The sequence below is a fragment of the Chitinophaga sp. SVR4-12A genome (assembly GCF_056754765.1).
This window is the reverse complement of sequence record NZ_JBPGWP010000001.1, coordinates 3,767,199-3,788,886: the sequence shown is the minus strand read 5'-3', so window position 1 is coordinate 3,788,886 and position 21,688 is coordinate 3,767,199. Positions and strand designations below refer to the sequence as shown.

Here is a 21,688-nt window from a genome sequence, read left to right as displayed (position 1 = left end):
ATATCTTTTAGTTGTTGAATGAATATTGTTGTTGGGTTTATTGGTTGTTTTTATTGTTTAGGGTAATGGTACATAGTTTTGTGTACCGGCCACCGGTATAGACCAGGGCGTGTCTGCCGTGATACCCTGCTCCGGCGGCCCGCCTGTTCTGAACATTTTGAATTCGGTCACATATTCCACGTAGTTCCGTTGTTCAATGAATTGCAGTACAGACGACATCATGATGGTGCTGCCAAATACAATGTCCTGCGAGCCGGTCAGGATCCAGGGAGACAGGAAACCTTGTACTTCTGTTTCCAGCAGGTTTTTGTAGAACTGTTTATCCTTACCGCTTTTGAATTTGATGTTACCGCTGAAGTTCACTTCCTGGTAATCGGGATTGATCACCTGCACACTTACAAATCCGGATGTCCGCTGTTGCAGGTAGTCGCTTACCTGTTTCAGCAGGATGCGGCTTACCTTAGGGCGAAAGCGGCTGCCGGCGGGGAAGCCTGCTATCTCCGGAATCACTGCCAGTGTTACCCAGCCCGGTGATTGCAGGGGTGTTCCTTCGCCCGCATCATTGCGGCATATTTTGGTATGCGGTACGCATTTTACTTTGTAGATGGCGGGAAATGCATCCAGCACCAGCCTTTCGTAGTCGTATATGTTGATGGCCCTTCCTTTATGGCGCAGGCGTTCGCTTACGCGTACATAGAACTGCGTATCTGTTTCTTCCGTTCTGCCGCCAAAGGAGGGAAAATCCTGTGCAATGCTTTTGATCGCTGACTGCGGCACTACCAGCGCGCTGATGCTTTGTGCAGGCAGCGCTGTTGCCAGGCGCCCCAGGTCATTACCCTGGTTGCTGAACACAGCACGGGCGCCCTGCGCCGCTATTACAATGGCCTCGCATACGGCCGTGGTATGGCTCGCTGCCGCTACTCTCAGCCAGTGAAACCCCGAGGGCAGTATGGTATGCTGGAGGTCTGCATCCCATGGCAGCGCGATAGTGACAATGCCGGATGCCAGCAGCGACTGCGTGGTATCGCTGATCACGTCTGTATCTTTTGCCAGGGGCTTCCATTCGTTACCTGAAAGATATTGCCAGTATACATCAGCGGCCGGTATATCAGGATCGGCGCTGAATTCAGCGAGCTGGAACAGTAAAGCCAGGTTGGTGCCGGGTACTGCATCTTTCACGCCCAGGTACAGGGCGCCTTCATCATCAAACACCGGCATCAGGCTTCCAGATGTTGTGGGCACCTGTTTGTAATTACTTTCTTCATAGGGATACTGGTGCAGCAGCACGATATCGTTCATGCCCGCATCCGCCGTATAGTTCATTGTAAATGCCTTGATGGAAGGAGTGTACGGCTGGTTCGGGATGGCGATTAGTTCATTCCCGGTACCGATAGGGAACAAGTAATCATGAATGGTGTTTGATCTCGTATTCACAGCGTCAGCGCTATTCAGCGTGTTCTGTGTATCCGTACGCAGCAGGTTCAGCTCATCCTCAGTGGGCGTAGTGGTAAGCCTATCTGCTTTGTCATCAGCATTCAATGCATTCGCCACGGTAGCACCGGCCTCTACCACCAATCCTGCACCACCGACGTTTTCCTGGAGCTTAATCCAGTTAGCTGCCATCTTCGGATCGCTCAGCCGCAGCGTTTGCACGGCCAGCACAGCCGGATATTCCTGGTGGAAAAAGTGCTGGTTCAACTTGAAACGTACAAAGCCAAACAACGAGGCATTGCTGTAGGAAGCGAGGGTGGTATCCTGCTTCAATACCGGTATGGTGGTAACATCCAGCTGCAGGACATTATGCTCCTGCGGTACGCCGTTGCCGTCCTGCTGAAAAAGCGGCAATGCATTCGTAGTATTTGATAAATCCTGCCAATCGCCATTTACCAGTTTTTCCGCTTTAACGGTGAAGCTGGCTGTAGTGATCGCCGGGTTAGGGTTATATGCCTGGTAATATTCCGTAAAGTTGGTTTTCGGCAGTCCTTCCCATTTCAGATCCAGCGACATACTGGTGAGATGTTTGCGGAAGGCTTCATCACTGCCTACAATAAAGCTGCCGCCGGTTTTAGGTACACTGCTAAAGGGTTGGAAGCTCTTATTCGGGTCTACCGGCCCATCATCATTACCCAGTAATGCCTGTTTTAAGCCTTTGGCTTCTACGCTGATATCAGCGCCTGTTACTACTGCATGGCTCAGCAGATCGTACCACTTGTTTGTTTTCAGCTCATACTGTTGCTGCTGGTTAAACAGGATGCGCAGCATGGGTGCGGTTACCGGGTAAGCGATCAGCAGTTTCTTTTCGTCTGGCGGCAGTACCGGCGGCGCATCCGGCAGCAGGCTGATAACGATGGTAAGCTTGCCATTGTTATAGCTGATACCCGGGTTGACTACTGTCGTCCAACCTTTGTCTGATGTATACTGTACCTGCAGCAGGTTTTTCAGCACGTTGTTCAGCGCTGCAGCGTCTGCGTTCAGGTGCTGTAAGCTAATGTTCGCGGTGATCGTGCGGGTGCCTTCTTTCATCAGCAGTACAGCAGATGAAAGCATAAAGCCGCTGAGCGCAAAAGGGTAGTGCTGTGCACCGGCAGCAGGGTTGTTCTTGCTGATCCAGGAGGCGGCACCGAGCACCGGCCAGCTGTTGTTGGCAGGATGCTGGAAGGCGCCGCCGAGGCCATCGGCGCTATTGGCTTTGGGCGCTGCAAACAGTGTAGAGAAGCTGTCTTTCGACAGGGTGCGGATCTCTTCTACCGTAGCTTTGTTAAGCACCACATCCTCTTCTGTGAGGAAGGTGATCTCTTTCCCCGTAGCATCCTTGCCTGCTTTAAGCCCCGTGTCTTTCGCCTGCAGGAATGTTTCCACCTGTTTGGCCAGCGTAGTCACCACATGCACATGATCGGGCACATGCGGGCGGTGTTTCAGCTGCAGGATCTCTTTGTAGAAGAAATCCAGGTGCAGGCGGGTAATATCGTTCAGGCCATTGCCGCCGTTCTTTACTTTTTTGAAGATCTCGAGGAAGGCGTATAACAGGCCCTGGTAAGGGGCATGCTCCTGGTCGTTGCCAGTCAGCGTTTCTTCAAAGTTTGACAATGCGAACTGCTGCACCTGCTGCACGCCTTTGAAGAACAGCTGGAACAGCTCATCCAGCTGCACCAGTGTTTGTGTGCGTTGCCTGCGGGGGTAGGGGGCCAGCTTGGTCAGGTAAGTATCTTTTGCCAGCCGTACCATGGGGGATTTGATGCCCCATATGTCCTCTTCCTGGTTGGCCAGTTGCAGCAGCTCTGCGGTGTAAGGCAGTTCATCCACCGTGTTATAGGTGTTGCCTACCGCGATCAGCTGTTGTAATGCCTTGCTGAGATCATTTTGTATCAACGCTTTCAGCATGCGGCGGAGGGCAGTTTCCTGCTGCAGCTCCTGCAAGGTCTCGTACCAGTTATTCACCTGTATGGCTACTGCGAGAATGCTGTTCAGCAGGGGCCAGTGGCCGCTGTCGGCAAACTGTTTATCCTGGCGGGCGCGGGCGGTATTGTAGTCGCTTTCCAGGTCGGCAGCAGCAAACTGCTGTATAAAAGCATATTGGAAGGGCGCATTGTTCCTGAAGAAAGCCTGCCAGTCGCCTTTTGGAAGGAACTGTGTGCGTGCCGTCTGCCCTGCATAATCGCGCTCGTCGTAGTAGAGCACAAACCTGGCATAGCGGTACAACAGGCTTAACAGGTCTGCCGTGCTGCGCTCGTCCAGCTTCACATACCCGGCAGACAGTACGGCATTATCTGCTACTACTGCCATGCGTTGCTGCTGGCTGGCTCCATCGCGTATCAGCGTATTTGCTATATTATCGGTATTGCTCATTATAGTCCTGTCGTTGATTGCAGTCCATCAGCGCTGCCTTCCCTTATGTAGAAATCGTATACATAATTGAAGCGGGAGTTGGTGGCGCTGATGATATAATCTATGTTGATACGTAAATAGCCCTGGATGGCATCCCATGAATCTGATTGAGACACGGTGATATTCTCTACCAAGATCCTTGCTTCATGGTACAGTATCGCCTTTGTTACCAGGTCCCTGATGAATCCTACCAGGGTGCTGCTCATCGGCTCAAACTGGTAATCTTCCAGGTTACAGCCGAACAGTGGCTGCATCACCCGCTCGCCCAAACTGGTGGAGAGCAGGATATGCAGGCTCTGTTCAATATCTTCCCGTGCTGCTACCATTTGTACGTAGCAGTCTGTCTCACCATTATCCTTATGAAAGGTGGGCGGAAACGACCAGCCCTTACCTAAAAAATCTTTTCCTTCTGCCATATGCATTCAGATTGATCTATCCTCCAATCATCACGGTAGGCAGGCCGGCCACGATGGTGCCGCCATGCGCTGTTGAATCACCCATGCGGGCGGCCGGCTTACCGCCTATCAGTACGGTAGCCGATCCTTTTATGACCACGTCTGGCGGGCCGCTGCATACCAGCATATCGCCTACTACTGCGGCGGGCATACTGCCTATCAGCACGGTGGGCACTCCCGGGCCTGTAACCGGACCGCCAACATGCGGCACCGGCCCGGTGCTCATCGGGCAAACATGCATATCTGTTACTCTTGCTGCCGGAGGCATAGTCTTTAAGTTTTAATTGATCTTTACCAGGCTGCCTTTAATTTCCAGTATAGCTGAAGAGGTGAGCTTGGTGCTGCCCCCGCCACTCAGTTCCATACCGGCGCTGGCCTTTTCTGTAATGTTTACTCCTTCCACTTTCACGTCTGTACCGGCTTTTAATGAGAATGAGCCGGTGGCTTCCATCACAATGTCTTTGGCACTTTTGATGGTGATGCCTGCAGATTCCATTTTGATCATGTTGCCATGCTGATCCTGGATGGTGATGGCCTTGTCTTTCTCGCTCAGCTCTATGAAGTTGCCGGCGGGCGTTTCCATCTTCATTACCTTATTCTCATCGTCAAACATGGTCTTCATCTGGCTGCGCGTTACCAGGCCTTTGATGTGATTGGTATCTTTTGCTTCTACGGGAGCCGGTTTGGCGCTGCTGTGCAGCATGCCCAACACCACGGCAAAGCGCGGATCTCCGTTTACGAAGCCTACGATCACCTCATCATCGATCTCGGGGCGAAAGAAGTACCCACGCTGATCGCCTGCATCCAGGGATGCTACTCTTGCCCAGGTGCCTTTGGCCTCGTTATCCAGCGTAGGCAGTTTCACCAGTATGCGGTGCTCTCCGTCAGGATCGCTTTCCAGCTGCACTACTTTGCCTATCTGCAGGCCTTGTACAGCCGGGAGCAAACCGGCAGCAGGGGTTTCTATCACGTCGGGGCTCTGATGGAACCATTCCGGTGAGATACCAAATTGCAGGTGGGTTTGCCAGATGTCAGAAACGATCTCATGTCTTACGGCACTTACATATACCAGTCCGTTAAAGCGTGCACCCAGCCCTTTCAGCTCTACGGTGTCGCCTGCCTTAACGGCTGATGAGCCAGTGATCCTGGCCCTGCCACGGATCTTGGCCATGCGGCTTTTGAGCAGGAAAGCGTCTGTCCAGGCTTTCAGCTCCGGCTGACTTACCAGGCCGCTGTGCCGCAGCTGCAGGTCTGCAGGAGACACCGCTGTCGCCAGCGTAGCACCCTTCAGGTTACCTGCCTCCGAAAAAGGACTGCTGGAAGTATCTGCTTTCAATAGCTGCTGCTGGGCATAGTCCCATGAGCTGGCGCTCACCTGCTGCCATTGCGTACGGGCATCCATCTCCGCTTCGAATTCTTCGATGGTGGAGCCGTAGGAAAGCACTAAAGCGGCTGATCCTACCTTAGGAACCTTTACATCTGCTTTTCCGTCCTGCACCAGTACTACACGGCCGTTCATCTCTGCGCGGCTCATCACAAAGTCCCAGTCAGTACAGTAGTATTGCACCAGCTCCTTGTGTGTAACAGCCGTAGCTTCTATGCTGCCGGCATGGGAACCCAGCGCGGCCTGCATGGCGTCGCTGTCTTTTACATCTTTGAAATAGCGGTTCTTCCTGCCCAGGGTCAGCTGCACGGCTTCATCCTTACATTCCAGCATGAGATAGGATTTGCCGTTCTCTCCGGCGCGGATAGAATGTCTAACGATGATCCCTTTGAAAAAGGAAGCTTGTTGTCCATCCCGTCCGCCTTTCAGTTCTATCTTATTACCGGGTATGAAGTCAGCCGCTTCGCTGACGGCAAATTTCTCTGCAGACAAATCCCCATCCAGCAGCGTGATACGGGCGGAAGGGATCTTGTTCACTTCCTTTGTTACCGTTACCGACTGCACGTGGTAGTCAGGATTATTCACCCTGCTACCGTTGATGTGGATCTCTACCTGCGTATAGTCATGTACGCCGGGAGTTGGAATGATCCTGTCATTAGGAGATATCTTTGCCATTTATCAGGAGGTTGTCTGGTTCTGCGCATCTGTACGTGCCGGTGGGAACACCAGGTCCTCGCCGGTACGGAGTGTGCGTATGCTCATCAATTTGTTGGCGTAAGCCACCTGCGGATAGTACTTCGGTGTGCCGTAGCTCTTGTAAGAGAGGTTAGGCAGGGTATCGCCGTCAGCTACTTTTATTACGCGGGTGAGGTCCGGCGATTTTTTATTTTCCTGCCGGGACCTGATCTGTGGCTCGGTGTACTGTTTGAAACTGGCGCTCACCTTGGCTCTGAGCGGTTCGCCATTAGGCCTGAACAGCACATAGTTGATGTCAAGGCTGGACAGTACACAATCGAACGTAAAGAAGGAGCCCCACTGGATCTTCAGTATACTGGGCCGGTGCGCTTCGCCCTGCATCTTGTATACAGTAGCCAGCAGCTTTTCCACCTGTTTTGGTACGGGGGTGCCCTCGTACACATTTCCTTCGATGGTGCCGGTGTTATCCAACGTAAAATCCAGCTTCAGCTCTTCAGGAGAGGTGAACTTGTATTCAGGAGCGCTGCCCTGGTTGCCGCCGGCTGGCTTATCTTTCAGCTCTATTTTGTAGGCCTGGGAATAGCTTTCCGGGTTCACCGGGATGGTGAAATCCTCTCCTGCGCGCTGATCCTGTTTCTGGTTCAGGAAGGGCCGTATCACTATTTTCGTTACGTTGGCGTTACCCATTATCTTTCCTTTTGATCTTTTAATATTTCAAGCACCTTTTCTACACAGAGCTTGATCATGGCATCCTGCGAGCCGCCATCCAGTCCGGACGGCGTTGCGGACGTAGCGCCGCTGCCAGCGTTCTCGTTCACTACGGCTTTGATCACGAGTTCCTTTATTTCTACGGGCATGGTAGTGATTTATTGATGTTGGGAATGAAGTGGTGTTTTATTTGAACGTGAAATAATTGTAGTTCAGTTCAAAGGTTTCTATCACCACTTCTCCTTTATCTGCATTCAGGTCTGCTATCTTCCAGTTCTTAGGCCAGGCGCGGTGCACGTTCCAGGTCATGAGCGGGTTGTGCTGCTCATCCAGCAGAGTTACCAGCAGGTCAACAGGTTCAAAGATGAAATCGTTGAAGGCCTGCTGGCACCACTGGGTGATCCTGGACTGCCCCGGGCTTAAAAGGCCGCGGCGCAGCACCAGGTCGGTACATTTGTTCCTTACGGGTATTACATGCTCGAAACGGTTTTCACCGCCTTCCCGCAATGTATCGGTCTGCATCTGGTTGTTAAGGCCGGAAACAGACTGGAACAGGATGTCCAGGTCTTTCCTGTCCTGGAACTGGAACTCCACTTTGAAGTGGAAGCCTACCGGGGGATAGTAGTGTATCCCGGCCGGAGGCGTATGTGATACCGGTGCTGCCATGGGCTTAGTCGTTTTGGATCACCAGACCTTCGTGCACCAGCTCCACGCTTTCCACTGCGATCTCGTTGGCGTCTGCCTTGAGATCAGCAGCTTGTACCTTGATAGGCCAGGCGTTCTTCACTTTCCATACGATGATGGGGTTGTGGGTTTCATCCAGCAGGCTGATGGTGATATCGCGACGATACTGACCGGCTTGTTCCTGGAAGAATTTGGTTTCCTTCCACCAGTCAAAGTATTCGTTGTCTGATTTGAAGGTGCCACGTTTCATGGTAATGTTGCTGTATTTCTGCAAGCCGGGTTGTTTGGTCTTGTGAAATTCAGGGCTGGCGCCATGACGGTATTCTATCGCTTCAGTTTCTACGGTAAGCCCGGTCACTTCAGTGAAGCCGATATTCTTGCCACCCCATTCAACCTGGAAGTGGAATTTAGGAAGTGGATACGTTGCCATTGTTATAATGTTTTTTGTTAGATGAATGATGATGTTTTACTTAGCAGGCCTTTGCTGCTTTTGCTGCGTCGTAAGCTTTCTGCAGGGCATCTTTCCTGGCTTGCGCAGTTTCGCGTTTGCAGGTAGCCTCTTCCAGTTCTTCGCGCAGTACGGTGATCTGTTTTTCTACTTTTTCGTACTGTTCTTCTGTCTGAGAGTAGAAATCGCAATCCGGGTCATCCATAGGGAATAGCGGTGTTTGTTTGGGTTTGCAGGAAGCGCAGTCTTCGATATCAGGCTTCTGGCCTTTCAGCATATGTTCTGACAAACCATTCAGCTGGTATACCAGGCCTCTGTCGCCAGAGATGCTTACCCACAGTTCTTCCTGTGCTTTCAAAGCATTCAGCAGGGCGGTCACCGCATCCTTTACGCCGGTGAGGGCTTCATCTACTGCATCCCTGAGGGCTTTCAGCGTACCGAAGATGCCATCGTCCTTGCCGGTAATGGTGCAGTTGATCCGATCCAGCAGGGTTTTGATCATGGTTTTCAGCACTTCGGTGCAGTCTGTCAGCTTCTTGATCTGGCAGATCAGTATTTCCATGGCTTCGATACCCAGTTCGGCATTCTCGCCTATTTTTTCGCCCTGCCTGCGTACACGCTGTACAGTGCGGATGTAGGTCATACCCAGCTGGTTGGTTCTTTTCAGGAGGTCAAGCACCTGTTTCAGGAGGGTAGACCACTGTGTTTTTTTGGTCAGCTCGCTGCTTTTCTGGTTCTCCTGCGCCTGCGCCAGCAGCAATGCTGCGGTGGCTACTGCGAGGTCCTGCTTGAGCCGGTCGAGGTATTCTTGTACGGAATCGTTGTCGTGATTATGATTAGGCATTTTATTCTGTTTTTTTTTAGGGTGAACGGAATCATGAAAGCGGGGATCAGGCCGGATTGTCTTCACCTCCCTCTTCTTCCTCATCACTGCCGCAGCAGCGGTTGAAAGATTGTTCTGCTTCTTTGGCTATTTCGTCCAGCGAACGGCAGTCATGATCACAGTCATTATCCTTTACAAATTGGGCAGTAGCGGCAAGGCCGTCTTTAACGATCCATGCTTTGTATTTATCTACAGTACTGGTGCTGAGCGCTTTCAGGGCATCCACCTGGGTTTGGCGGGCGGTATCGTACTGTGTTTGCAGGGCTTTCAGGTTGGCGTCCACATCGGCGATAAATGCAGTGCCTTTTTCCTTAATCAGCGTAGCTGCAGGAGTTAAGCTGGCGATGTTGATGAAGGCGTTGATGCCGGCTACTTTTACAGCAGATTCAGACAGGTCATCCACCTGGTCGGTTATGTGATGCGCCTGGTGTACGATCTTGTACACGCTTTCTTCCAGGCTATCCTGCTGCTGTCCTTTGCCAGTGTTGTTGTTCTTGTTCAGGCATTCCTTGATCTGCTTGAGCTCTTCTGAGTTGCAGGAATCAGGTACTGCGTCTTTCAGTTTGCAGGCCAGGGTGTTCACCTTTGCTATTTTCTGCTTGGCTGCTTTAATGGCATTTACAGCAGTGGTATAGGCGGTGTTCAACGCATCATAGCGGGCCACGTCTTCTGCCACAACAGTCTGTAACAGATCAAGGTCTTTGCTGGCGTAAGCGCCTATGCAGATGCTGAGGAAATTGTATTCTTTCAATGCGGCAGACAGCTTGTCGCTGATCTTACGATCGGTACATACCGCTGCACTCTTGGTGCTTGCATCCGTAGCTTTGGTGATCAGGACGTCGGAGGCGTTCTTCACGCTTTCCTTCAGCGCATCACCGTACTGTTTCAGCACCAGGTCGTATTGTGAGGGCTTCTCTGGCGAGCAGTGGATGTGATTCGGTGGGTATTGTTGTTGTTTGTTATCTTCTGGCATGTATCACTAGTTTAAATGTGAATGTTTGGGGGTTAGATCAGGTCTCAGGACTCCTGCATTTTGTGGCTGAAGCGCAGGATGATGAATTCCGCGGGGCGAACTACTGCCAGACCGATCTCCACGATCATCTTACCTTCCAGGATATCAAAGGCAGTCATGGTTTCGTTGATACCTACCTTTACATAGAAGGCATGCTCAGGTTTTGCGCCGGCCAGTGCACCTGCTCTCCATTGGTTGGTGAGAAAGTTTTCTATCATGGCCCTTACCTTCACCCAGGTGTTGGCGTCGTTGGGCTCAAACACAAACTGTTCTGTAGCCTTTTTGGTAGATTCTTCCACCATGTTGAAATAGCGGCGTACAGAGACATAGCGCCATTCGTTGGAGTTACCATCCAGTGTGCGTGCGCCCCACACCTTAACGCCTTTGCCGGTGAAGAAGCGGATAGCGTTGATGGATTTACCATTGTCCACATCCACATTCAGGTTTTGCTGTATCTGGTCGTTAATATCGCAGGTCAGTTCAAAAACAGATTTCAGTACTTCATTGGCCGGGGCTTTCCATACGCCGCGGGTATTGTCTACACGGGCGTACACACCAGCTACAGATGCGCTGGGCGGCAGGTAGATAGAGAAATTGTCAATAGCCAGCCTTACGTTTGCTTTCTGCAAATTGGTCAACGTGCTGAAATCCTTTTCTGTGCCGTCGATCACCACTTTGATCTTGGTTTCGTCGTACACATAGTTGAAAGAAGAACGGATATTGGGGAAGTAAGCAGCACCAAAACGCAGCTCCTCAGCAGTGGCGGTCATTTTGTCACGGAATGCTTTTGCTGCAGCCAGGATCTCTCCTTCAGTTTTCAGGCCTTTACCGGTGTGGGTAAGGTCAATGATAGTGAAGCGGTCTTTCAGCAGTGCACACTGTTCCAGGGCTTTCTGAATGATGGAAATGTAGGTGTCTGCTGACATGCCCTGTCCTTCGGGAATTACGATCAGGGTGGGCTCATCCTGTTTTTTCAGTTCATCGAGGGCGTTGGTAAAGGCGTCTTTGTCTGAAATAACCGTACCCAGTGTAAGATAGGTGCCAACAGAAATAATGTAGCAGGGGCCGCCGCCGTTGTCGAAGAACTGCTGCATAGCATAGTACAGCAGGTGTTTGGATGCAGGCTTGGCTTGTGTGTCAGGGAGCGACACATTGTAGCGGGTGGTGCCTGCTTCGTTTTCTACTGTTGTCAGCAGGTGCTCTTCCGGCTGCGCAGTACCGTAGTAGCTCTCAAACTCCAGCAGGGAGCTGATACGCAGGGGCACATTGATTAAACTCTGACCGTCTTTTTTGGCTATCTGTGTGTAACCGATAAAGGCCGGAATAGCTGTTTGTACAGCTGTGATCGATGGGGGAAACTTTGAGATCTCCTCTACATACACGCCAGGTGTATAATACGTATTGTTCGGCATAATCTGGATTTTTATTATTTATAGTTTAATTCTTGTCAACATCGTATCGGCGCAAACACGGCCATCCTGCCTGCTGATCAGGCTTCCATCGGGGTTGGGCAACTGCACAGTATCATATTTGATCTTCCGGTAAGCCCGCATTAAAGGAATAGGCTGTTTGCTGATGATCACTTTCTGTATACCTGCCGGAGCGGGTAATTCGTTCCATGAGGGATCTGCTACCGGCGGCTCTTTTTGCTGGAAATAGTATTTGAAATAAGTGGACCTGTTCAGGAAACGCAGTTCAAATACCGGATGGGCAGGGGCTATCAGCAGCCCATCATCGTCCAGCAGATTGAAAACGACATCGGAAGTGTGCAGCGCGATATCGAGCACGCCCCATACATCCGGCCGGTATAGTGAGTTATTGAGATAGATGGTATAGGTGCGCTCATAGTTATTGCTGCCGCTTACTGCCAATGTATACACGCCATTTTGAAGCGGGGCTTCGTTTGCTTTTGGACGGAAATCCAGCGTTACTTCCTGCAATCCTTCAGGGCGTTGAAATGGCAATGTTTTAACCACATCAGCGCCTTGCTTCAATTCAAATGTGGCTTCATCGATGCCTGCTGTTTCCATCTTGTAGGTAAAATTGAAAGGCAGTAAAATGCGATCATATTCACTGATGTATTGCCTGTCTGCTAATGCAGCCCATCCTTGCGCAGCAGTGCTGGTGGGCGCTGAAGCCTGCGAGGGGGTACCATTCACTATGGCTGTTTCTCCCATCTCATAGAGGCGCCCATCTGCAAAGTCCTGCATGGGCACAGAGAGGGAAGGAAAAGTTTTTCCGGCAGTGGTGGTATCGTTGGTGAAATAGTAGATCGCAGGAAATACGGGGTTGAAGCGAAGATTACTGCGGGAGAGCAATAAAGGATCTTTGATCCTTATGTAGAACTGCAGACGAAGGTGGTTGTCCGGGATGATCTGCGGACGGTAACGTTCTTGTCCGCCGGCATTTATCGCTTCTACTGCAACACCCAGCAGGAGGCCTTGCGGTGTCTGGCGGTACACCATTTTATGCCCGCGCAGCAGGGCGGCGGTAGAGGGGCTAGGCTCCAGCACTATGTCCTGCAGCAAAGCATAACGGCCTGCCTGCAGCTGCGCCGTCAGTACGGTATCCTGGTCTGCGGCAGACAGCTCATAGAAGCGTTGCTGCTCAGTATCCAGGTACCAGGGATGCAGTATATTAACGGCCGCTAACCGTTTATATGTTGTGGCAAATGACATCAGGGTCTGTTATTCTGCGGTGATAATGTTGTCTTTTGTCTGTACCTGCTCAATGAGCGGGCCTTGTGCGGTGATCCTGTTTTCAGTAATCTTCACGAGGCGCACTTTATAAAGCACGGAGGGCCATTGTTTGCCGCCGAGCGATCCCCACAAATGGTTCAGTTGTTCAAAGGAAAGCGAGAACATCTCCAGGTGCAGCTGTATGTCTTCATACGTATCGGGGTTCAGCAGCATGTCATTAGGAGGGGAGTTCTTCAGCGAAAAGCTGTTCTTACCCTGGAAGAACTGGATCACATTGGAAAGCCTGGTAAGTGCATCCTCGTACTTTTCGTAATGTGCGGTGATCAGTAAGTACAGGTTAAGATAGATGGGCGGATTAACATAATTCAGCGTCTTCACATTCCGGTAGAGTGGGCCTGCATTTTTCAATGCGGCTTCTTCTTCGATATTCACAAGACTAAGAATTACTTTTCGTTCGAGGTCAACATTGCTGTTGGCTGCATCAATCGCGGCGATATTGGCCATGATCACATCCAGCCGGTCTCCTCCCATAGATTCAATATATGCGGCCAGCTGATTATTCAGCAAAGCAAAAGCAGCATCAATCATTGTTAGATGATTAATCAGGGCAAAATAGGTTTAGTGTATGCTGATAGCTACACAGCATCTGTTAAGATGTTGTTTGACAAGCATGCTGCAAGCATAGGGATTTGCAGATATCTTGGGGATATCGTAACAAACAATTCATTGCAGGATAATCTTGTGGTGTCTTTCAGCGTCGTTGTGGATCCTTTGTAAAGTTGCGGGTCACGTGACTATGCAATGGATCAAGGATAGTATTTTGAGTTCCATGAGGTTAAAGTTTTTTTTTGTTAGAGGTTTTTATTAGAGGTTAAACTTAATTTTCCTACTTAAGGTTTCTTAAACAGGAATATGGTTAAGCGGAGCCAAAACTAAATAATACTTTTCAATTGTTCAAAAGTTTTTTTAATGTATTGGATGAGTGGTAATGTAATATTGCCCGTCATATTTTCATCAGGTGAACAGTTATACCGGAGTAGTATGATGCCGGACTGCAAAATCACTTCTGCATTTTTCATAGAGCTCCAGGTATTCACCGGCCAGTGTTACATCATTGAAGTCGCCTAGTATAATTGTCCGCGCATCTCTGCTGATCCTTGCGCGTTCTTCACGATCCTGGTAAGCTTCTGTGATCTTTGCCTGTACCTGCTCAATACGATCAATAGACGTTACCCATCCCAGTTTGTGCTGATGTACATAATCAGACAAGCCTACATGTTTACTGATCAATACCGGTGTGCCGGCATGCAATGATTCAATCACCACGATCGCAAAATTTTCGTTGTGAGAAGTGAGTGCAAACAGATCGGATGCTGCCAGGAACGAAAACTTTTCTTCATAGCTTTTCCATCCCACCCATTCCACTTTATCTGCAATGTTCAATGTGGAGATAAGCCGTTTCAATTTCGAGATATAGGCTACTTTCCCGGTGCCTGCAATGCGCAGGCGGTATGGAATAGGTAAGCCGGCTAATGCTTTGAGCAGGATATCCAAGCCCTTTTTGGGATCCACCCTTGACAGGAAACTGATGGTAAATACATCGTTGTCTGTTCTGCTATACTGGTTTCCCGGCAGGTCTATCAGGTAAGAGATCATGCCGCCTTTCCAGCTGGGGTACAAGTCTAAACATTCTTTCCATTCCATGAGAGAAGTAACATGCAGGTAAGAATATTTTAACAGGCGTTTACCGATCAGGCGATGAAGGAAGCGCTTCTTGGCAGCATTCTTTTTGTTCACTACATAATCGCAAAACATACCATGTGGCGATAGCAATGGTTTTACTTTCTTTAACCGGCATATCAATGCGGCGCCTAATACCAGTAAATTCCACCAGGAATGTATATGAACGATATCAAACTTATTTACTGTTGTCCAGGTACGCCGCCATAATGCAGGAGACAGATGCGTATGGTCGCCTGTAATTCGGCGGAAGTACCACACACTAACACCATCTACCATTACCGGTTGATTCACCGGCACATCCAGTTCTGATTTGCCATTGGCAGTGGTGGTATATACAGTGATGTCATGTCCCAGCTGCGCCAGGCATTCTGCCAGCCTTGCAATGGCGACAATGGGACCGCCATAGAGATAAGCTGGTTTATAAGAGGGAACAATAAATAAGATCTTCATACGCGTGTTTTTAGAGCGTTGAAAAAACGCGTGCCTCATCAGGCATGCTGATGCAGATTTTGGGGTAATGTCACATCTAAATCCTTTCGCTTAAGTCCATCTGTGGTGGTAGTGGTTACATTCACATGTTGCAGCGGTGTATGGGGTTGATAGGCGCGGATATGAAGGTAGCGAAATAATTTGGAATAAACGGTAGGAGTAAAAAATGTTATATTTATTAGCGTAATAACCCCTAAATCAACCAAAAATGGAAAAGGTACCACAATCCATTTACGACCAGATCAACAACGAGGTGTACAAAACTGAGGGCGACATATGGTGGCGGCCCGATCATATTCTACACCTCCTCAAGACCTCGGTCAATCCCTGGAGAGTAAATTATGCCATAAGGGTTTTGAAAAAGCTGAATATCGATCCCAGGGGAAAAACAGCGCTGGAAGTAGGCAGCGGAGGCGGGATCCTGACAGAAGAAATATGTAAGATGGGATTCACCACCACGGGCATAGAGCCGGCAGAAGCGTCGCTCCAAACCGCTCAGCAGCATGCAAAGGCAGAGGGACTGAGCATTAGCTATGAGAAAGGAACCGGTGAGCAGCTCCCGTATGCCGATCAATCATATGACTGTGTATTTTGCTGCGATGTGCTGGAACATGTACGTGATCTGCCAAAGGTGATCGGTGAAATTTCCAGGGTGCTGAAGCCAGGCGGTGTGTTTATTTACGATACGCTTAACCGCACTTTTATCAGCAAGCTGGTAGCTATTAAGATCTGGCAGGAGTGGAAACGCTGGGCATTTATGCCACCCAACCTCCACGTATGGAGAATGTTCATCAAACCGGCTGAGCTAAAGGAGCTCTTAGCCAAGAACGGACTTGAATGGCAGGATCATGTTGGTTCAGCGCCCAACGTATCTATCCCCAAAATGCTAAGCTACCTTAGAAAGCGCGCAAAAGGTGAATGGACTTTTAAGGAGCTGGGAGAAAAGTTTTGGCTGGTAGAAAGCAAAGATATGAATATACTTTATGGAGGATATGCAGTGAAGAAATAGCGCTTCACTGCATCCTCAAATAAAACTTAATACCTGCGCGCTATCCGGAATATAAACCGTTCCGGCTCGCTTGTTACGCCTGATTCAGCTCTCCTTTGTTTAAGCAGATCAGACTTCCAGAAGGCATTGGCTTTTGCCGTATCTGTTATGGCGGATACGATCATTACCTTATGGTTGTCATCTGCTTCATGACCATAAGCCCGTACTTTTAAACCATTGTCCAGCCCTTCCACCCTGTGTCCTTCAAATGCTTTTTGCCAGGTATCCCAATCTTTTACCGTAAATGCGGAGCTGACCCGGACATCTGTATCAAGGTGGACGGTGTCCTGGAAGGTCATCGTAATAAATTTGACAGTTGGGGAGCCTGTCACACCGCCCTTTTGCATCGCCTTTTTCAGATCGGCAGATTTGGCAAATGCCTTCCCTTTAGTCATATCTTCCACTTTAAGGGCTACCAGTATCATATTGGAGTCCTTCACGCCACGGCCGATGACATAACTATGGATCTGGCTAGCCAGGCGCATGGAATCATGTTCATTATAGGAGGCGATCCACTTTGTAAAATTGGCAACCTTGTGTGTAACCACCAACATGTTCTGTGGTGTGGTGATAACGGTGTTTGGCGTTTCGGTGGCGGTATTAACGGTAGCAGTATCCGTACCGGTAACGGTACTGTCAGTGCTTGCTTTTTTTCCGCCTCCTGTTCCGCAGGCGGTTAAGAAAGCGATTACGGTTGCGCTAATAAGCATACAGGCAAATCTTTGGTGATTCATCGATTTTGGTTTTAACAATTAATAAATAGAGGATAAGGGAGGGGATTCTTTTAGGATAAAGACGGAGTAAAGGTAAGGGATATTATGTTGTCCGCAGCCAGGCACTTGGCCACTTGGCTCAATGTTTGTTGATTTTCTGAAAATGTGTGTAATGGACGCGAACAAAGAATTGGATTTACAATTTTTAATTAGTTCACTGGCAAGGGAAACTGAAGACTATGTAATTTCCGTTCTTGCCCGCATGCCAGATTTACAGAGTTTGTTTGATATGTTAGCTCAGGAGACAGTAAAATACACCAAAGCCTGCATCGCCAAAATCCCAGACCAGATTTCCTTACATCAATCCAGAATTGATGCTCTTATTGCGGAAATTTATAGACGCAAAAGAAAAGAGAAGGCCCACAAAATGGGGGATGAACTCCCTACTAATAATAGGAAGCTTAACTGAATATCAACAGCATTTTTTAGTTCAGTTTAATATATTTATACAGTTATTAATGTGTATCTGGATTGGAAGAGATTGCTTTTTGCCCAGTTTGGCAGAGAATTGAAAAAAAAGAAGGCGCTCTAAGATTAAAGCACCTTTTTGACCATATCCTATGAAAAACTAAATAATATGATTAAAAAGCACATTTAATGCCAGACAATGTTTTTCCTGGAAGTGCTAATAGGAGGCGGCCCACCTCTTTTATAATCAGTTTTGCGGTATTATCTCCCTTTTAATAGTAGCAATAGCCCGTAATTGGCTATTGGAAGCAATCTCAGGTAGAACAATCAATTTATGGCATTAATTCTGCGCCTTAAATCATTATTATGTTATTGAAACATATGGTTAAAAGTAACAGGCGCTTTAATCTTAAAGCGCTTTTAATTTTTTCGTAGCTTGCTTTTAACTTCTCGCATGCTGATTTCTCAGTAATGCATCTATGACAGTTCTTTTGGGTTCGTTATTACGCTGTAAGTACCAAGAAACTTTTAAGCTTATGACTTTAGAGGTTCGACATATCTGTATGGCTGACGACGACTATGATGATTTTTATTTATTCTCGACCATCTTAAGAGAAGAAAATGATTCAGTCAGACTTACCTGGTGCAAGACAGGTGAAGAGTTGCTTGGATTTTTAATTGCCGGAAACGATCGGCCTGACCTTATTTTACTGGATATGAATATGCCGGGAGGTGGCGGACAAAAGTGTTTAAAGGAGATAAAAAAACAACCAGGTATTCATCGTATTCCTGTTGTCATGTTTTCAACCGCTAGCTCGCCATCTGCTATTAAAATGGCTTATGAACAAGGAGCATTGAGATACATTGTAAAGCCCAATTCCATTGATGAATTGAAAAAGATCATTAAAGAAATGCTGTCAATTCTCGAAACCAGTTAAGGCTTTCTTCTTCCCCCGCCTCTTAGCCCAATAACGATTGTAGCTTAATAGCACACAGAGGAAAATACCTGCAAGAGCGGTAATGACTACATATTTAAGCAAAGTCCAAAGAATATATTCTATGAATGATCCCGACAGGCCTATTATGAGCGTTAACATGAATAGAAATACTGCTATTAATGCGAATAATAGCACTGTCCCGTGAACTATTTTGATTTTCGAATGGTTCATGACTTAAAGTTTTTCATGGAATTCCCTACCCGCTTTAAGTACTCTCCTGTGGTACAAAAAGAGGCGGTTTAGGTATAAAGTGATAAGATATGTTGCGTGTTAATCCAATCGCATGTGGTGAGTGTGGTTTTTCATTGTTCTAAATTGTCCCCGTTATAATTTCATTTAAATTTAAAATAATTTTTGTAATTGTCATAATCAAAATCACACGCTATCCCGGCGCATGCAACCATTTCTGGACCCTTCTATTCAACGTTTTTTTTCAGAAACGGAAACCAGTAGTCCCTTTTTCTTCTTCTTTGGCTCGGGGAACGGTACTCCAGGCTAATAGATGCTTTTTCTCTGTAAAATGCAATGACGGTAAGGCTAATAGCCAACCCAAATACAACTGAGACCAGCAGCATGTAGTCTGTAATAGCACCTGAAAACCCAAGAATTGTTACCAATGTGGATAGTAATGTCGCCCCTTGTATCATACTCTTTTTGAATTTCTATAGGATAAATGTATGGTAAGAGTATTTAAAAACCAACCAAACTCAGCGCTGTCGTAGGTTTCTCTGCAAGACTATTACTCATTCTTCACATGAGCAATGCTATCCAAGCAGATCACCTTAATATAGCTGGTAATATATAACTGGTAATCATTTTATTCACCTGCGGATGTGCGTATGACTGCCCATAAGCCGTAGCTGTTATCACAATAACCACGGGCAGATCTTTAAATACTACAATATAATTTCCACCGTTTCCTGCACAATAAAAAGCTTCGTACATCTGGTTTTTGACTGGAAAGGATTTGTTCCAAAACAAGTATCCATAATACTCACTGTTCCTGTTCATTATTTGCTGATGTTTTGTAAACGTTTTAGTTACCCATTCCTTTGGAAGTATTTGTTTGCCGCTCCATTTTCCTCCGTTTTTATATAGTTGTCCATACTTGGCAAAATCTAAAGCGTTCATTCGAATACCACCGGCTGTATTGGGTACTTTCTGCGGTGTATATTGCCATTTATAATTAGAAATGTGTAATGGTTTAAACAGCTTTTCATCGGCGTATTTTTCAAGCCCGCCAGGGACAGCTTTATTTAAAATGTCGCCCAAAAGGATAATGCCAGCAGTAAAGTAATGCCATTCTTTTTTTAGGCTATCTGTCCTGGTAGGAAGGTTCAGCGCAAACTGTAGCCAGTCATCTGTTGGGTACATATTTTCCTCATTGCCCGGAGAATTTCCATCTTCATCATTTCCATCAAAAGACGAGCTCATGGTAAGCAAGTCTTTAAGTGTTACATTTTCTTTTGCCAGTGAATAGTTCTTAAAAGCATGCAAGTTGTAAAACGCTTTCAATGGCTGATTTTCAGACGACAAGTGCTTTTCATGAATAGCGATGCCCAACATGGTTGATGCAAATGACTTGCCAACCGATCGCGGGTCGTGCAATGTGTTACGCTCTTCGCCGTTAAAATATTCTTCTATTAACAGCTTACCATTTTTAATAACAACTACGCTGCTGATCTTTTTAAAGATGCCTTCGTCAATACTGCCTTTCAGTTCTTTGATTTTATCTATGTCAAAACCCTCCTTTGAGACATCAAAACCATCATAAGGTTTGATAGGGCTTAACCTGATGGCTGCGGTATTAATGACAGGCTTTCTCTCAACAATCAGGGGCAATGTGCCTGCAGCAATCAATTCGCCCAGCTTTATACTGTCGGTTTTTACGTAAGGCCTTATTTCCATCCTTAGTGTATGAGGGCCTTCTGTTAAAGCACTGTCACCGCCATAGCGCATAAACCTGTTCCAGAAAGACTCACTCCATAATCCGTATCCATTTTTATTATCAATAAGTGGTTTATTGATAACGGTCGCAGTGTCCTGTATTTTTGCATAAGGCGCTCCCGGATATAGGTTGCTTTGGTAGATCAATCTATCGTCAACAAATAAAGTAAACTGATAATTCCCGATTTTAACAAGAGAGTCAGCCGGCAGAGCAGGGGCCATCCGATGCAAATAATTAGTGATGGAGTTTCCCATGAAAGCTATGAAAAACAGATCGCTTTTATTTGTCAGCTTATAGGTATTTAGAAAGTCGGCCTCATGTAGGCTTGCTGTAGCAATGCCTTTTGAGCTGAAGAAAATTTTACCAATATTATTCCTGTGCAGTGTAGAGGTAATGCCTTCCGTTTTTACTATGTCTGCTGTTTGAGCATATAAATGTGCAGCATGCATAGTTACCAGGCAGCTTATTATAAGAAGAATACGCTTCATTTTAAGTAGTAAGATAAATGAAGCACAAAGCTAATGTACTGCCTGCAACAAAAATAGAACGAAATTAACATCTGCCGTGCTTTAGCTATGTACCAGCTTTTTGAAGGTAAAGGGGGTGATGCCCATAATATCCTTAAAACAACGGTTGAAATGGCTTTGGTCTGAAAAGCCGCATTCAAAAGCTACTTCCGTTAAAGGTGTTTTTTTATTTGACAATAAAGCCAGCGACTTTTCAACTCTCAGTTTTCTTACATATTCTCCCAATCCACAATGAAAGTATTTTGGGAAATACCTGGAGAGATGAACAGGATGTATCCCTAGAGAGGTAGCAAGATCATCCAACCTGTAGCTTTTAGAAAAGTCGTCTCGGAGGATCTCCTCTATCTTAGCTGCCCATAAAGGTTTGTTATACTGTGCAGGCCCGACGTTGCCATACATCATGGCCAACACCCGCAATAGCTGGCTTTGAATCGCTAGTACCGATACATCGTCCCAGATCTTTGTTTCTTTGAAAATTTTGTAGAACAAAAATTTAGCGTCCGGGTTGGAGATGTTAATACTTCCCTGCAAAGCGGAGCTATTAAAGGAGAAATTTTTAAACCAGGTATCTTTCAATTCAATATGAAATCCCCTGGTGAACCCTTCCAGTTTGATATTATAGTGAGGGTCCTGCCAGTTATGATATAGTAAACTGCCTGCAGAACAAGTGTATATTTCTTTTTTATTTCCTTCAATTACATTTCCCTGGAGTATAAAAGTAAAGTAGGCATTTTCGTGGTAGTGCCAGTCCACTTTATCATGCGTGTATTCAGTATCTGTTAAGATTACTCCATTTAAGTCGATAGTTCTACTGGTCTTTCCATGAAATTCTCCGGTATGTAAATGCTTCATTATCTTAAAGGGCATATGCAAGCCTGTTACAAGATACGGAATTCAGAA

Annotated in this window: 20 protein-coding genes; 3 read left to right on the top strand and 17 right to left on the bottom strand. The window is 47.3% G+C overall.

Annotation, left to right across the window (positions count from 1 at the left end):
* Positions 1-57: 57 nt before the first annotated feature.
* From ACR9Y8_RS15500 to ACR9Y8_RS15435, 14 genes are all read right to left on the bottom strand, one after another.
* On the bottom strand, positions 58-3,846 hold the full coding sequence (locus ACR9Y8_RS15500; protein WP_481214154.1) for a baseplate J/gp47 family protein: 3,789 nt from the start codon (positions 3,844-3,846) through the stop codon (positions 58-60).
* Entirely contained in the window at positions 3,846-4,301 is a 456-nt protein-coding gene (locus ACR9Y8_RS15495) for a GPW/gp25 family protein (protein WP_481214153.1), read from the bottom strand. Before ACR9Y8_RS15495 ends, ACR9Y8_RS15500 begins: the two co-directional genes overlap by 1 nt.
* A 16-nt stretch (positions 4,302-4,317) precedes the next feature.
* Entirely contained in the window at positions 4,318-4,608 is a 291-nt protein-coding gene (locus tag ACR9Y8_RS15490) for a PAAR domain-containing protein (RefSeq protein WP_481214152.1), read from the bottom strand.
* Between the two features lie 12 nt (positions 4,609-4,620).
* On the bottom strand, positions 4,621-6,399 hold the full coding sequence (vgrG, locus tag ACR9Y8_RS15485) for a type VI secretion system tip protein VgrG (protein ID WP_481214151.1): 1,779 nt from the start codon (positions 6,397-6,399) through the stop codon (positions 4,621-4,623).
* Positions 6,400-6,402: 3 nt separating this feature from the next.
* Complete coding sequence (locus tag ACR9Y8_RS15480; protein ID WP_481214150.1) at positions 6,403-7,107, bottom strand: CIS tube protein; 705 nt, start codon at positions 7,105-7,107, stop codon at positions 6,403-6,405.
* Positions 7,107-7,277, bottom strand: a complete 171-nt coding sequence (locus tag ACR9Y8_RS15475) for a DUF5908 family protein (RefSeq protein ID WP_481214149.1) — start codon at positions 7,275-7,277, stop codon at positions 7,107-7,109. Before ACR9Y8_RS15475 ends, ACR9Y8_RS15480 begins: the two co-directional genes overlap by 1 nt.
* Before the next feature lie 37 nt (positions 7,278-7,314).
* Entirely contained in the window at positions 7,315-7,794 is a 480-nt protein-coding gene (locus tag ACR9Y8_RS15470) for a phage tail protein (protein WP_481214148.1), read from the bottom strand.
* Between the two features lie 4 nt (positions 7,795-7,798).
* Positions 7,799-8,242 carry a phage tail protein gene (locus ACR9Y8_RS15465; protein WP_481214147.1) on the bottom strand — a complete coding sequence of 148 codons (444 nt, stop codon included), beginning with the start codon at positions 8,240-8,242 and terminating at the stop codon, positions 7,799-7,801.
* Positions 8,243-8,282: 40 nt separating this feature from the next.
* Positions 8,283-9,104: a hypothetical protein gene (locus tag ACR9Y8_RS15460; protein WP_481214146.1), complete on the bottom strand. Its 822-nt coding sequence runs from the start codon at positions 9,102-9,104 to the stop codon at positions 8,283-8,285.
* Positions 9,105-9,150: 46 nt separating this feature from the next.
* The gene (locus tag ACR9Y8_RS15455) at positions 9,151-10,116 is read right to left on the bottom strand and encodes a hypothetical protein (RefSeq protein ID WP_481214145.1); all 966 of its coding nucleotides are present in this window, start codon (positions 10,114-10,116) and stop codon (positions 9,151-9,153) included.
* 44 nt (positions 10,117-10,160) lie between these two features.
* Positions 10,161-11,567 (bottom strand): phage tail sheath family protein, encoded by a 1,407-nt coding sequence (locus ACR9Y8_RS15450; protein ID WP_481214144.1) that lies wholly within the window; start codon positions 11,565-11,567, stop codon positions 10,161-10,163.
* Positions 11,568-11,585: 18 nt separating this feature from the next.
* A complete protein-coding gene (locus tag ACR9Y8_RS15445) occupies positions 11,586-12,833 on the bottom strand; it encodes a hypothetical protein (protein ID WP_481214143.1) in 1,248 nt (415 codons plus the stop codon).
* Positions 12,834-12,842: 9 nt separating this feature from the next.
* Entirely contained in the window at positions 12,843-13,442 is a 600-nt protein-coding gene (locus tag ACR9Y8_RS15440; RefSeq protein WP_481214142.1) for a Pvc16 family protein, read from the bottom strand.
* A 438-nt stretch (positions 13,443-13,880) separates the two neighbouring features.
* On the bottom strand, positions 13,881-15,047 hold the full coding sequence (locus ACR9Y8_RS15435) for an XrtY-associated glycosyltransferase XYAG1 (protein WP_481214141.1): 1,167 nt from the start codon (positions 15,045-15,047) through the stop codon (positions 13,881-13,883).
* A gap of 247 nt (positions 15,048-15,294) precedes the next feature.
* On the opposite strand from ACR9Y8_RS15435, the gene ubiG reads away from it, so the two are divergent.
* A complete protein-coding gene (gene ubiG / locus ACR9Y8_RS15430; RefSeq protein ID WP_481214140.1) occupies positions 15,295-16,095 on the top strand; it encodes a bifunctional 2-polyprenyl-6-hydroxyphenol methylase/3-demethylubiquinol 3-O-methyltransferase UbiG in 801 nt (266 codons plus the stop codon).
* A 26-nt stretch (positions 16,096-16,121) separates the two neighbouring features.
* Here the strand turns inward: ubiG and ACR9Y8_RS15425 are convergent, their stop codons facing one another.
* Positions 16,122-16,868, bottom strand: coding sequence for a hypothetical protein (locus ACR9Y8_RS15425; RefSeq protein ID WP_481214139.1), 747 nt, complete (start codon positions 16,866-16,868; stop codon positions 16,122-16,124).
* Between the two features lie 151 nt (positions 16,869-17,019).
* Here ACR9Y8_RS15425 and ACR9Y8_RS15420 point away from each other — a divergent pair, with 151 nt between their 5' ends.
* Both ACR9Y8_RS15420 and ACR9Y8_RS15415 read left to right on the top strand, forming a co-directional pair.
* On the top strand, positions 17,020-17,316 hold the full coding sequence (locus ACR9Y8_RS15420) for a hypothetical protein (RefSeq protein ID WP_481214138.1): 297 nt from the start codon (positions 17,020-17,022) through the stop codon (positions 17,314-17,316).
* Positions 17,317-17,851: 535 nt separating this feature from the next.
* Positions 17,852-18,253: a response regulator gene (locus ACR9Y8_RS15415; protein WP_481214137.1), complete on the top strand. Its 402-nt coding sequence runs from the start codon at positions 17,852-17,854 to the stop codon at positions 18,251-18,253.
* An 837-nt stretch (positions 18,254-19,090) separates the two neighbouring features.
* Here ACR9Y8_RS15415 and ACR9Y8_RS15410 read toward each other — a convergent pair.
* Both ACR9Y8_RS15410 and ACR9Y8_RS15405 read right to left on the bottom strand, forming a co-directional pair.
* Positions 19,091-20,749, bottom strand: coding sequence for a serine hydrolase domain-containing protein (locus tag ACR9Y8_RS15410; RefSeq protein ID WP_481214136.1), 1,659 nt, complete (start codon positions 20,747-20,749; stop codon positions 19,091-19,093).
* 81 nt (positions 20,750-20,830) lie between these two features.
* Complete coding sequence (locus tag ACR9Y8_RS15405) at positions 20,831-21,655, bottom strand: helix-turn-helix domain-containing protein (protein WP_481214135.1); 825 nt, start codon at positions 21,653-21,655, stop codon at positions 20,831-20,833.
* Positions 21,656-21,688: the final 33 nt, after the last annotated feature.